Origin of the sequence: Bradyrhizobium hipponense (genome assembly GCF_008123965.1) — a bacterium.
In the GTDB taxonomy this organism is placed as follows: Bacteria; Pseudomonadota; Alphaproteobacteria; order Rhizobiales; family Xanthobacteraceae; genus Bradyrhizobium; species Bradyrhizobium hipponense.
Genome location: NZ_VSTH01000076.1, coordinates 35557 through 48039, shown reverse-complemented (window position 1 = coordinate 48039; position 12483 = coordinate 35557). Strand labels below are relative to the sequence as shown.

The 12483-nt window shown below is 62.4% G+C and carries 11 protein-coding genes; 7 read left to right on the top strand and 4 right to left on the bottom strand.

Annotated elements, in window-relative coordinates:
* Position 1: 1 nt before the first annotated feature.
* The gene (locus FXV83_RS22090; RefSeq protein ID WP_148741489.1) at positions 2-1291 is read right to left on the bottom strand and encodes an acyl-CoA dehydrogenase family protein; all 1290 of its coding nucleotides are present in this window, start codon (positions 1289-1291) and stop codon (positions 2-4) included.
* Positions 1288-2118, bottom strand: a complete 831-nt coding sequence (locus FXV83_RS22085) for an alpha/beta fold hydrolase (RefSeq protein ID WP_148741488.1) — start codon at positions 2116-2118, stop codon at positions 1288-1290. Before FXV83_RS22085 ends, FXV83_RS22090 begins: the two co-directional genes overlap by 4 nt.
* A 193-nt stretch (positions 2119-2311) precedes the next feature.
* On the opposite strand from FXV83_RS22085, the gene FXV83_RS22080 reads away from it, so the two are divergent.
* The 4 genes from FXV83_RS22080 to FXV83_RS22065 all read left to right on the top strand — a co-directional run bounded on the left by FXV83_RS22080 (position 2312) and on the right by FXV83_RS22065 (position 7704).
* The gene (locus FXV83_RS22080; protein ID WP_148741487.1) at positions 2312-3073 is read left to right on the top strand and encodes an SDR family NAD(P)-dependent oxidoreductase; all 762 of its coding nucleotides are present in this window, start codon (positions 2312-2314) and stop codon (positions 3071-3073) included.
* Between the two features lie 43 nt (positions 3074-3116).
* Positions 3117-3953 carry an enoyl-CoA hydratase family protein gene (locus FXV83_RS22075; RefSeq protein WP_148741486.1) on the top strand — a complete coding sequence of 279 codons (837 nt, stop codon included), beginning with the start codon at positions 3117-3119 and terminating at the stop codon, positions 3951-3953.
* Positions 3954-4049: 96 nt separating this feature from the next.
* On the top strand, positions 4050-6401 hold the full coding sequence (locus FXV83_RS22070; RefSeq protein ID WP_148741485.1) for a bifunctional salicylyl-CoA 5-hydroxylase/oxidoreductase: 2352 nt from the start codon (positions 4050-4052) through the stop codon (positions 6399-6401).
* 52 nt (positions 6402-6453) lie between these two features.
* A complete protein-coding gene (locus FXV83_RS22065; RefSeq protein ID WP_148741484.1) occupies positions 6454-7704 on the top strand; it encodes a flavin-dependent oxidoreductase in 1251 nt (416 codons plus the stop codon).
* Positions 7705-7712: 8 nt separating this feature from the next.
* Here FXV83_RS22065 and FXV83_RS22060 read toward each other — a convergent pair whose 3' ends face one another.
* Together FXV83_RS22060 and FXV83_RS22055 are read right to left on the bottom strand one after the other, a co-directional pair.
* Positions 7713-8168: a cupin domain-containing protein gene (locus FXV83_RS22060; RefSeq protein ID WP_148741483.1), complete on the bottom strand. Its 456-nt coding sequence runs from the start codon at positions 8166-8168 to the stop codon at positions 7713-7715.
* Positions 8169-8198: 30 nt separating this feature from the next.
* Positions 8199-9374 (bottom strand): ABC transporter substrate-binding protein, encoded by a 1176-nt coding sequence (locus FXV83_RS22055; RefSeq protein WP_148741482.1) that lies wholly within the window; start codon positions 9372-9374, stop codon positions 8199-8201.
* Positions 9375-9624: 250 nt separating this feature from the next.
* Here FXV83_RS22055 and FXV83_RS22050 point away from each other — a divergent pair, with 250 nt between their 5' ends.
* The 3 genes from FXV83_RS22050 to FXV83_RS22040 all read left to right on the top strand — a co-directional run bounded on the left by FXV83_RS22050 (position 9625) and on the right by FXV83_RS22040 (position 12460).
* Positions 9625-10143: a MarR family winged helix-turn-helix transcriptional regulator gene (locus FXV83_RS22050; RefSeq protein ID WP_187436071.1), complete on the top strand. Its 519-nt coding sequence runs from the start codon at positions 9625-9627 to the stop codon at positions 10141-10143.
* A 145-nt stretch (positions 10144-10288) separates the two neighbouring features.
* Positions 10289-11980 (top strand): benzoate-CoA ligase family protein, encoded by a 1692-nt coding sequence (locus FXV83_RS22045; protein ID WP_148741481.1) that lies wholly within the window; start codon positions 10289-10291, stop codon positions 11978-11980.
* A 15-nt stretch (positions 11981-11995) separates the two neighbouring features.
* The gene (locus FXV83_RS22040) at positions 11996-12460 is read left to right on the top strand and encodes a RidA family protein (RefSeq protein ID WP_187436070.1); all 465 of its coding nucleotides are present in this window, start codon (positions 11996-11998) and stop codon (positions 12458-12460) included.
* The last annotated feature ends 23 nt before the right edge of the window (positions 12461-12483 follow it).

Below are 12483 nucleotides of genomic sequence, written 5' to 3'. Positions count from 1 at the left end.
GTCAATCGTCCGTTTCGCCGGCCTCGTACAGCGCCTCGCGCCCGATACGGTCGAGGCAGAGCTCGGCTGTCCAGGGCAGCATCAGCGAACCGCAGCGGCTGTCACGATAGATCCGCTCCAGCGGCAGTGACCGAAGCATGGCCTGGCCGCCGCAGGTGCGGATGGCGAGAGCCGCGAGTTCGTTGGCGCCTTCCATCACCGAATATTGCGCGGCATAGGCACGCAGCACTTGCTCTTTGCTTGGATTGGCGTGCGCCTCGGTGACTGCCTGGAACCAGATCGCCTTGATCTGCTCGAGCTTGATCTGCATCTGCGCAACTGCAATTTGTTTGGTCGGATACATCCTGCGCTTGACCGGCGGCGTGCCGGGCAGCTCGCCGCGCAGATAGCGCACGGTGAAGTCGTAAGCTGCCTGCGCGAGACCCATATAGGTCGGGGACAGCGTCAGAAACATGTGCGGCCAGCGCATCGCGGCCTGAAAGTAGACGCCGCGCGGCATCAACGCTGATTCGTGCGGCACAAACACGTCCTTGAACAGGAGCGTCCGTGAGACCGTGCCACGCATGCCGAGCGGATCCCAGTCGCCGACGACCGAGACGCCTTCAGACTTGGCGGCGATCGCCAAGTAAAGGGTGTTGCGGCGCGAGGCCTTCTTGCCTTCCTCAATCTCGGTGCAGAGCACGCCGTAATAGTCCGCGTGGCCGGAGAGCGATGCAAAGATCTTCTTGCCATTGACGATCCAGCCGCCCTCGACCGGCCTTGCTTGCGTGCCGAAAGCGACGCCGCCTGCCGCCGCTGCACCGCCCTCCGAGAATGGCTGCGAATAGATCGCGCCGTCCTCGACGATGCGCTTGTAGTGGACTGCACGTCGCCGCTCGTGTTCCGCGCGGGTCGTTGGATCCATATCGAGATCGTCGGCGAGGGGGCCCGACCACAGGGTCGAACACACATGCATATTCCAGGTGAGCGCCGTTGCGCCGCAATAGCGGCCGATCTCGGCTGCTGCCAGGGCATAGGTCTGGTAGGTCGCGCCAAGACCTCCATGCTTCTTCGGGACAGCAATGCCGAGCAGGCCGACGCGGTGCAGGTCGCGATAATTCTCGGACGGAAAGATAGCTTCGCGGTCGTAGGCCGCAGCGCGAGCGGCAAACACGCTCTGGCCGATCTCGCGCGCCCGCGCGATGATGCCAGCTTGTTCGTCGCTCAAGCGGAACGCGACGGGATCGAAGATCGGCGCATCCAGCGCGACCTTATCCGTGGCGCCAATGGTCTTGCTGACTTGCAGGGTCATTGTGCGGTCACCTGTGTTTTGGCCACGACAGCTTCCAAGAACCGACTGAGAGCCGCGTCGAAAGCCTCAGGGCGCTCAAGATTGGCGAGATGGCCAACGCCGGCCAGCTCGACATAGTCGGCTGAAGGAATGTACGTCGCCGTCTTCGCCATCATCGGAGCGGGGGCGTTGTTATCCTTGGAACCGGACAGCAGCAGCGTCGGTACGGAAATATCCTTGAGAGAGCCGCGCTGGTCGAATCCGATCAAGGCCAGCATCATGGTGCGATAGCTTGCTTCCGGCACGCTCGCCATGCACTCGCGTGCGAGTTCCAATCCTTCCGGATCGGGATCGTCACCGACCAGCTCTTTCACCAGTGAGGGCGCGAGCGACTTCATGGTTTCCCCCCGGTCGAGCGGACCGAGCCGCGCAGCGATGAACGATTTCTGCCAGTCGCCATCGGTCTTGCCGAAGGCTGGGCTCGTCTGCGCCAGGACGACTGCACGTGCCAGCTGGGGAAACTGGACGAGCCACTTCTGGACGATCATGCCGCCGATCGAATGACCGACCAGAACAGGCTTGGTGACGCCAAGCTGCTCGATGAATTGCTGGAATGCATCCGCCAGGGCAGCGATACTGACGCTCGCAAGCGGCACCGATCCGCCATAGCCAGGCATGTCCCACGCGATCGCATGAAAACGGTCGTCGAACGTGGCAAGCTGATGCCGCCAGGCCCGCGCCGCGCCGCCGATTCCATGCAGGAAGATCAAAGGTATCGCGCCCGGATCGCCTGCGCTTTCGTAGGCGAAGCGACCGTCCTTTGTTATCATCGGCGCAGGTTGCGACACGTGATATCCTTTTGCTTGGTCTGAGGATGCTAACAGGCCTGCAGGGGATGGGAAGAGATAATTTTATGCTTAAAGCAATTTTTGGGCCGAGCCTCACCGCGCGCCATTTGCGACGTCAAGTTGGGCTTCATTGCAAAAACTTGAAGGTTAAAATATATCGGGAGGCGACCAATAGGTGTCAGGGAGTCAGCGCATGTCCGGATTGCCGCATTCGACCCACGCGCTGGTGACCGGTGGCGGCCGCGGCATAGGTCGCGCGATTGCGGCGGCTCTTGTCGGTGCCGGTGCCACGGTCACGGTGCTTGGCCGGAATGCAGCAACACTCGAAGAGGCGATCAGCGTAAGGGCGGCGCATTTCGCGGCTGTTGCCGACGTCTCGAACGAAGCTGCGTTGAAGGCGGCCATCGCCGAAGCACACGCACGACAACCCATCGATATCCTGATCGCCAACGCCGGCAGCGCTGAATCCGCGCCATTCTCGAAGTCAGACAGTGCGCTTTTCGCGCGCATGATGGACGTCAATTTCATGGGCGTGGTCCACGCCGTCCGCGCGGTGCTACCTGGAATGAAGGATCGTCCCTACGGACGCATCGTCGCTATCGCATCGACGGCTGGGCTGAAGGGCTATGCCTATGTGAGCGCGTACGCTGCTGCCAAGCACGCCGTCATCGGTCTGGTACGATCCCTTGCCCTCGAGATGGCCGGCAGCAACGTGACCGTGAATGCGGTGTGTCCGGGCTTCACGGACACCGATCTGGTTGCCGGCAGTATCGAGAATATCATGAAGAAGACCGGTCGTAGCCGCGAGCAGGCGGTTGCCGAGCTCGCCAAGCACAATCCGCAGGGGCGTCTGATCGCGCCTCAGGAGGTGGCAGACGCCGTGCTTTGGCTGTGCGGCGAGGGTGCTAGCGCGATCACAGGACAGGCGGTTGCCGTCGCGGGCGGCGAGATCTAGCGCGCGCAGCACGCGCGCGGAACATGGAAGCTAAGGAGATCGCATGAGCAGACCAGCCAATCCCGTGACCGTGCCGCTCGCGGACTATTCGCCAGAGCACTTCCTGTTGGCCGTCGTGGATGGGGTTGCCACCGTGACGCTCAACCGTCCCGAGCGGAAGAATCCGTTGACGTTCGAGAGCTATCGAGAGCTGACCGATTTTTTCCGAGCCTGTGGGTTTGACGATGCGGTCAAGGTCATCGTCGTCACCGGCGCCGGCGGCAATTTCTCGTCCGGCGGCGACGTGTTCGAGATCATCGGCCCGCTCGTGAAAATGGACACCAAGGGGCTCACCGCCTTCACGCGAATGACGGGTGACCTCGTCAAGGCAATGCGGGCGTGCCCGCAGCCGATCGTGGCGGCAGTCGAGGGCATTTGTGCCGGGGCCGGTGCAATCGTCGCCATGGCCTCTGACATGCGCCTTGCGGCGAGCGGGGCCAAGGTTGCATTCCTGTTCAACAAGGTGGGTCTTGCCGGTTGCGATATGGGGGCGTGCGCGATCCTGCCGCGGATCATCGGACAGTCCCGCGCTTCCGAGCTGCTTTACACCGGCCGGTTCATGACCGCTGAGGAGGGCGAGCGCTGGGGTTTCTTCAGCCGCATCGTCACGCCGGAGCAGGTGCTGCCCCAGGCGCAACTGCTGGCCAAGCAGATCGCTGAAGGTCCAACCTTCGGCAACACCATGACCAAGCGCATGCTGGCGATGGAATGGGCGATGTCGGTGGAAGAGGCGATCGAAGCGGAGGCCATTGCTCAAGCGCTGTGCATGACGACGGCCGATTTTGGTCGCGCCTTCGAGGCCTTCGCCAACAAGGTCAAGCCGGTCTTCAGGGGCGACTAAATCGGGCGCTGCGATCTACCCCATCGAATGGGGGCTTGCGCGAAATTATTTTAGGCTTAAAATAGTTTCGTGGCCGGTTGAATTGGCGAGGCTCCCATGAAAGTCGCGATCATCGGTGGCGGACCTGCGGGTCTGTACGCAGCGATCCTGCTCAAGAAGCAGCGCCCGGGCGCCGAAATCACGGTGTATGAGCGCAACCGCGCCGACGACACCTTCGGTTTCGGGGTGGTGTTTTCGGACGCCACGCTGGACAACTTCGAAAAACATGATCTTCCGAGCTATCGGCGCATCACCCAGGAATTCGCCTATTGGGACGACATCGCCGTGCATTTTCGCGGCACGGTGCATCGGGTCGGCGGCAACGGTTTCTGCGGCTGCTCAAGGCAGAAACTGCTCCTGATCCTTCAGGAGCGGGCGCGCGAGCTCGGCGTCAAATTGCTTTTCGAAGTGGATATCGAAGACGATGCCCGCTTCGCCGACGCCGATCTGATCCTGCTTGCCGACGGCATCAATAGCCGCTTCCGCGAAAAATATGTCGACCACTTCCAGCCGGAAGTCGACGTCCGCACCAACATGTTCGCCTGGATGGGCTCGACCAAGCCGCTCGATGCGTTCACCTTTATCTTCCAGGAGACGGAGTGGGGGCCTTTCATCGCCCACGCCTATCAATACGAAGCCGGGCACTCGACCTGGATCTTCGAGACCGATCCGAAGACGTTCGAGCGGGCAGGATTGACCGGGCTGAACGAGACCCAATCCGCGGCGCGGATGTCCGAGATCTTCGGCTGGTTCCTGGACGGGCACCAACTGCTCACCAACCGCTCGATGTGGCGCAATTTCCCGATGATCCGCAGCAAGCGCTGGGTCAAGGGCAACATGGTGCTGCTTGGCGACGCCAAGGCGAGCGCGCATTTCTCGATCGGCTCCGGCACCAAGCTTGCGATGGAAGACGCCATTGCGCTGGCCGAGGCGATGCAGAACGCGCCCAGTATCAAGGCTGCGCTGGAGATCTATGAGCACGGCCGCCGCGAGGAGGTCGAGAAGACACAGCACGCTGCCGACGTCTCGCTGGTCTGGTTCGAGCATGTCGATCGCTTCTGGAATTTCGATCCCGTGCAGTTCGCGTTCGGCGTGATGACGCGGTCGAAGGCGATCACCTACGACAATCTGAAGCTACGCGCTCCGGATTTCGTTGCCGAAGTTGAGAAGTCGTTTGCCAAGCAGGTTCACGACAACGGCTTTGATGTCGATACCAACAAGCCAATGGTACCGCTGTTTCAGCCATTCCGGTTGCGCGAGATGGAGATCGCCAACCGCGCGGTGGTATCGCCGATGTGCATGTATTCGGCCAATGAAGGCGTGCCGACCGACTTTCATCTGGTGCATTATGGCTCGCGCGCCATCGGTGGCGCCGGCCTGATCTTCACCGAGATGACCTGCATCAGCCGCGACGCCCGGATCACACCGGGCTGCGCAGGCCTTTGGAACGACGAGCAGGAGGCGTCTTGGCGGCGCATCGTGGATTTCGTCCACGCCAACTCGGCCACAAAGATATGCCTGCAACTCGGGCACGCCGGCCGCAAGGGCGCGACCAAGCTGATGTGGGACGGCATGGACCGGCCGCTGGACGAGGGCGGCTGGGACGTGTTCTCGGCATCGCCGCTGCCCTATTTTCCCGACAGCCAGGTGCCGCGCGAGCTCGATCGCGCGGGTATGGACGCGGTGAAAGATGCATTCGTTGCGGCGGCCGAGCGCGGCGAGCGCTGCGGCTTCGATATGCTCGAATTGCACTGCGCTCACGGCTATCTGCTCGCAAGCTTCGTCTCGCCGCTGACGAATGCCCGGACGGACGAATACGGTGGCTCGCTGGCGAACCGGTTGCGCTTCCCGCTCGAAGTCTTCGAAGCGCTGCGGGCGGTGTGGCCGTCGCACAAGCCGATGTCGGTACGTATTTCCGCAACCGACTGGGCTGATGGCGGCATCGACGGTGACGACGCCGTCGCCATCGCGCGCGCCTTTGCTGAAGCCGGTGTCGATCTCGTCGACGTCTCGACCGGGCAGACCGTGCGCGATGCGCAACCAATCTATGGGCGTATGTTCCAGACGCCGTTTTCCGACCAGGTCCGGAACGAGGCGCGCGTCGCCACCATGTGCGTCGGCAACATCACGACCGCGGACCAGGCCAACACGATTTTGGCCGCCGGCCGGGCGGATCTCGTTGCGCTGGGGCGGCCGCATCTGGTTGACCCCTTCTTCACCATGAAGGCGGCGGCCTGGTACGGGGCGGACGGGGTGTTCTGCCCGCCGCAATATCTGCCTGGAAAAGAGCAAATTTTCCGCAACAGCGAGCGCGACCGGCAGGATCTCGAAGAGCTGAGAATTAAGGCTAAGCCCAAGACCCGGGCCGAGCTCAAGGCGGAGGCGACAAAGCCGCTTGCGGCGGAGTGACCGCCCGTGCGACGTTAACGCCATTGCCTGCGTGTATTGTGGAGTTAGGGCGATGAAGGCGATTATCGTCGGTGGCGGTATCGGTGGTCTCACCACGGCATTGATGCTGCGCTCGCGCGGCATTGGCTGCGAGATTTTCGAGCAGGCCGATACCATCCGCGAACTCGGCGTCGGCATCAACACGCTTCCGCACGCCATGCGCGAGCTCGCAGGCCTCGGCCTGTTGCAGAAGCTCGACGATGTCGCAATCCGGACCGACCAGCTCTATTACCTCAACCGCCACGGCCAGGAAGTCTGGCGCGAAGCCCGCGGCATCGACGCCGGCCACGACGTTCCGCAATTTTCGATTCATCGCGGCCGGCTTCAGGGCGTCATTCATCGCGCTGTCGAGGAGCGGCTCGGGCCAGAGGCGATTCACACCGGCTGCCGGCTTGGCGCCTTCACGCAGGACGAAGGCGGCGTGACGGCCTATTTCTTCGATCGTACCGGAGCGCACATTCACACCGCGCGCGGCGATATCTTGATCGGCGCTGACGGCATCCACTCGCGCGTCCGCGAGACGCTGTTCCCGAACGAGGGGCCGCCTTGCTGGAACGGGCTGATGTTGTGGCGCGGGGCGCGCGACTGGCCGCTGTTCCTGACCGGAAAATCAATGATCGTGGCCGGTGGGCTCAATGCCAAGGTGGTGATCTATCCGATTGCCGAGGGATCGAGCCCCGCGAGCCGCCTCACCAATTGGGCGGTACTGGTGAAAGTAGGCGAGGGCAATGCGCCGCCGCCGCGGAAAGAGGACTGGTCGCGGCCGGGCCGGCGCGAAGACCTGATGCCGCATGTCGCGCGCTTCTGCGTGCCTTACATCGACGTGAGGAGCCTGATCTCGGCGACGCCCGAATTCTACGAATATCCGACCTGCGACCGCGATCCCTTGCCTTATTGGTCGTCCGGCCGCGTCACGCTGCTTGGCGATGCCGCACATCCGATGTATCCGGTCGGCTCGAACGGCGCATCGCAAGCGATCATCGATGCGCGCTGCCTCGCGGACGTGCTGGTGCGCGCCGAGCATCCGCGCCAGGCGTTACTCGAATACGAGAAGAAGCGCCTGCCGATGACTGCGGATATCGTCCGCTCCAATCGTCGCGGCGGCCCCGAGGGCGTCATCGACGCGGTCGAGCAACTTGCGCCTGACGGCTTCGACAATGTCGATAACGTGCTGAGCTATTCCCAGCGCGAGGCGATCGTGCGCGGTTATGCCACCAAGGCCGGCTTCGCCGCAGTGCCGGGCCTTGCCGCAGTGCGCGCTTAACGCCGGCGCTAGCCGCCGGGAGGCGGCGGCAGGAAGTGGACGTTGAACTCGGCGGCCATCGCCACCACGTCCTCCGGCTTCTGTTCTTTCATGTTGTGAAGGCCCCAGAACAGGTCGAAGAGCTTGCGGGTCGGCGAGACCCAGAACAGCACCTTGGCGGTCTGCTCCGACTTATTGAAGATGCCATGCGGCACGCCCATCCCGAGACGGATCAGGTCGCCCGCGGTCGCCTGCGACTCCGAATTCCCGAGCATGAAGTCGAGCTTACCTTCCAGCATATAGAGGTATTCATCCTGGTCGGGATGAATGTGTGGCGGCACGAATGTGCCCGGCGGCAATGTCGCGTGCCAGGAGAAGCTGTGCTCGGTATTGCTCTTTGGCACATAGGTCTGGCCGAGGATGTTCCAGGAAATGCCCTGGATGCCTTCATTGGCCCGCGTGATCCCGGTGATTTCGCTTTTCATTGATGTCCTCCCGTAGCTTGACGTGCGGCCTTAGTTCGCCGCCTTGCAATCTTTGGCATAGCGATCACCGTAGTTCTCAAAGACCTTCTGGACGATCTCGGTCTGAAACTTTCCGTCCGGACGCTTGGCGACCTTGGTGAGATAAAAGTCCTGAATCGGATAGCCGTTGGCGTTGAACTTGAAGGAGCCGCGCAGCGACGTGAAATCGGCCTTCTTCAACGCGGCCCCAACAGCGTCCTTGTTGGAGAGATCGCCCTTCACCGCCTTGACGGCGCTGTCGATCAGCAAGGCGGCATCGTACGCCTGGAAGGCGTAGGTGCCGGGCACGCCGTTATAGGCGGCCTCATAGGCGGCAACGAATTTCTTGTTCTGGGGGTTGTCGAGATTGGGCGCCCAGTTCGCGCCGCCGAACATGCCGACCGCGGCATCTTGCTGCGCTGGCAGGGTCGATTCATCGACGGTGAAAGCCGAGAGCACCGGAATGCTATCCGCAAGGCCGGCCTGCCGGTACTGCTTGACGAGGTTGACGCCGAGACCACCCGGCATGAACGTGAAGAGCGCGTCGGGCTTTTGCGACGAGATCTTGGAAAGCTCCGGCTGGAAGTCCAGCGTGTTCAGCGGCATGTAGGATTCTTCGACGATCTCGCCCTTGTAGTCGAGCTTGAAGCCGGCGACCGAGTCCTTGCCGGCCTGGTAGTTCGGCACCATCAGATACATCCGCTTGTAGCCCCGATCCTGCGCCACCTTGCCGAGGATCTCGTGGACCTGATCGTTCTGGTACGACGTCACATAGAAGAACGGATTGCAGTCCTTGCCGGCAAAGGTGGACGGACCGGCATTGGGGCTGATCAGAAAGGTCTTCGATTCCGTGACGGGCCGGTGGATTGCCTGGAGAATATTGGAGAAGATAGGGCCGACCACGAAGTCGACCTTGTCGCGCTCCAGCAGACCCTTGACCTTGGTCACCGCAGCGTCCGGCTTGAGCTCGTCGTCGACCACGACGACCTCGACATCCCGGCCGCCCATCTTGCCGCCGAGATCCTTCACCGCGAGCGCAAAGCCGTCGCGGACCTGTTGGCCAAGCGCGGCGGCGGGTCCCGACAGGGTCACGATCACACCTAGCTTGATCTTCTCTTGCGCGAGGACAGGGGTCACCGCGGTGCCGAGCAGCAAAGCGGCCGTGGCCAAGGTCAATTGCGTCTTCATGATCTGTCCCCGTGACTGTCGGGCTTGCGTCGCAAGCCGTGTAATCTGATCCGAGCTTATGCCGATGATGGCTTCCGCAGCAAGCAAGGCCGCGCGCGTCGCGTCATCGCGGGCAGCTTTCATGCAAGCTGCGGGCCAATTATTTGAAGCCTAAAAGAAATTGGCTGCGGTCGATTGTTGCAGCTTTGGACTTGCGGCGACCGCCAATTTATTTGAAGCTCAAAATGTTAGGGAATCCGTGCCGGCGCCAATGCCAGCCGCCAGTGACTGCACCCAGATGCTCGATTCCGAGACCAAGGCCGTTGAAACCCCGGAGGACCACGCCGAAGAGCTGCGGCTGTGGCTGCGCCTCCTGACCTGCACGACCCTGATCGAAGGCGAAGTCCGCGGCCGGCTGCGGCAGCGGTTCGATGTCACGCTCCCCCGTTTCGATCTGATGGCGCAGCTCGACAAGGCGCCTGACGGCATGACCCTCTCCGACGTTTCCAAGCGTATGATGGTGTCCAACGGCAACGTCACCGGCCTTGTCGAGCGGCTTGTGGAATCCGGTCATCTCGATCGTCGCACGTCGGACACCGACCGTCGGGTTCAGGTGATCCGGCTCACCAAGCTTGGTCGGGCTGAGTTTCGCAGGATGGCTGCGGAACACGAGGCCTGGATCGCGGATCTCTTCGCTGATCTGTCTCCGAAGGATGTGCGCGAGCTGATGCGGCTCTTAGCCAAGACCAAGGCGTCGGCGCAGAAATCGGCCGGTCGCCGCCGCGCCTAGGTCCGCCGGCTCCGTCCACGATCCCCATTTGCCGCAGGAAAAACCATGGGCTGCCCAAAATCCGCTATTGCACGAAATTGTTTTAAGCCTAAAATGTTTCCAAGTTAGTGCTGCCGGGTGCTTTCCATGCGCAAAGGAGCGTGCGATGGCCAACGCCGCCAAGGTTCAAGTCTCGGGCTCGCATGACGGCAACGCCGCGACCGCCCATGTCGATACGTTTGCGCGGCAACATCTGCCGCCGCGAGAGCTCTGGCCGGAATTCATCTTCACGCGGCCGGAGCTGCACTATCCGCAGCGATTGAACTGCGTCAGCTATTTCCTCGATCGCTGGGTCGAGCAGGGGCATGGCGATGCGCCCTGCGTCGTCAGTCCCGCCGCCAGCTACAGCTATCGCGAGCTGCAAGCGCTCGTGAACCGCATCGCCAATGTGCTGGTCGGCAAGCTCGGTCTGGTGACCGGCTGCCGCGTGCTGCTGCGCTCGGCCAACAATCCGATGATGGTTGCGACCTATCTCGCGGTGATCAAGGCCGGCGGCATCGTCGTCGCCACCATGCCGCTGCTGCGCGCAAAGGAGCTGTCCTATCCGATCCAGAAGGCCGAGATCGCGCTCGCGCTCTGTGACGGCAAGCTTTCCGACGAGATGGAAAAGACCAAAGCGGTCGCGCCCGCTCTCAAACGGGTCGTGTATTGGGGCAACGGCGCGGCGGGCTCGCTCGAGGCGTTGATCGCCGACGCAAGTCCCGAGTTCACGGCGGTCGATACCGCCTCCGACGACATCTGCCTGATCGCCTTCACGTCGGGCACGACTGGCGATCCCAAGGGCACCATGCATTTTCATCGGGACATGCTGGCGGTGTGCGATGGTTATGCGCACAATATTCTGCGGGCCGAGCAGAAGGACCGCTTCGTCGGCTCGGCGCCGCTTGCATTTACCTTCGGTTTCGGCGGCGTGCTGTTTCCGATGCATATCGGCGCCTCCTTCGTTGTGCTGGAGAAGACGACGCCCGACGATATCCTGACGGCGGTCGAGCAGTACAAGATCACCGTCTGCTTCACCGCGCCAACGGCGTATCGGGCCATGATCGGCAAGCTCGCTGGCCGCGACATTTCCTCGCTCCGCAAATGCGTCTCGGCGGGCGAGACGCTGCCCAAGCCGACCTTCGATGCCTGGCTCAAGGCGACCGGCATCAAGTTGATGGACGGCATCGGCGCGACCGAGATGCTGCACATCTTCATCAGCGCGACCGAAGACGAGATCCGCCCCGGTGCGACTGGTAAGCCCGTTCCGGGCTATGAGGCAAAGATCGTCGATGACGCCGGCAATGATGTGCCACCGGGCACGATGGGGCATCTCGCGGTGCGCGGGCCGACTGGCTGCCGCTATCTTGCTGACGAACGCCAGCGCAAATACGTCCAGAACGGATGGAACATCACCGGCGACACCTATCTGATGGATGCCGACGGCTACTTCTGGTACCAGTCGCGCTCCGACGACATGATCGTGTCGGCCGGGTACAATATCGCCGGCACGGATGTCGAGGCGGCGCTGCTCACGCATCCGTCCGTCGTCGAGTGTGGAGTCGTCGGTGCGCCGGACGAGGCGCGCGGAATGATCGTGAAAGCCTACGTGATCGCCGCACCCGGCGTAACGCCGGATGCCCAGCTCGCGGCGGAATTGCAGGAGCATGTCAAGCGCGAGATCGCGCCTTACAAATATCCGCGCGCGATCGAGTTTGTGACGCAATTGCCGAAGACAGAGACGGGCAAGTTGAAGCGCTTTGCCCTGCGGCAACTGGCGCAGGCCGCAGCGACGTCATCGGGCGTCGCGCCAGAATGAGAAAAGGATAGAAAAGTGTCCGGGACGACGCCGAAGGGGCCGCAGCTTGCGGTGCTGCCGACCGCCGCCGAGAATGAAGCCCCTTCAACGGTGCAAGTGCTTCAGCCGTCCGGCTGGCCAATGCCGAAGGGCTATGCCAACGGCATGGCCGCGGATGGCCGCATTGTCGTGACCGGCGGGGTGATCGGCTGGGATGCCGAGGAGCGTCTGGCGGATGGCTTTGTCGGGCAGGTGGGGCAGACCCTGCGCAATATTGCGGCAATTCTCGCCGAGGCCGGCGCGCGACCCGAGCATCTCGTGCGCCTGACCTGGTACGTCGTCGACATGGACGAATACATGGCGAACCTGAAGGAGCTCGGAAAGATCTATCGGACGATCTTCGGCGCACACTATCCTGCGATGGCGCTGGTTCAGGTCGTCCGTCTCGTCGAGAAGGCAGCGCGCGTCGAAATCGAGGCCACCGCCGTCGTTCCGCGCTAAGCTGCGTTCGTCGCTCTACCCTT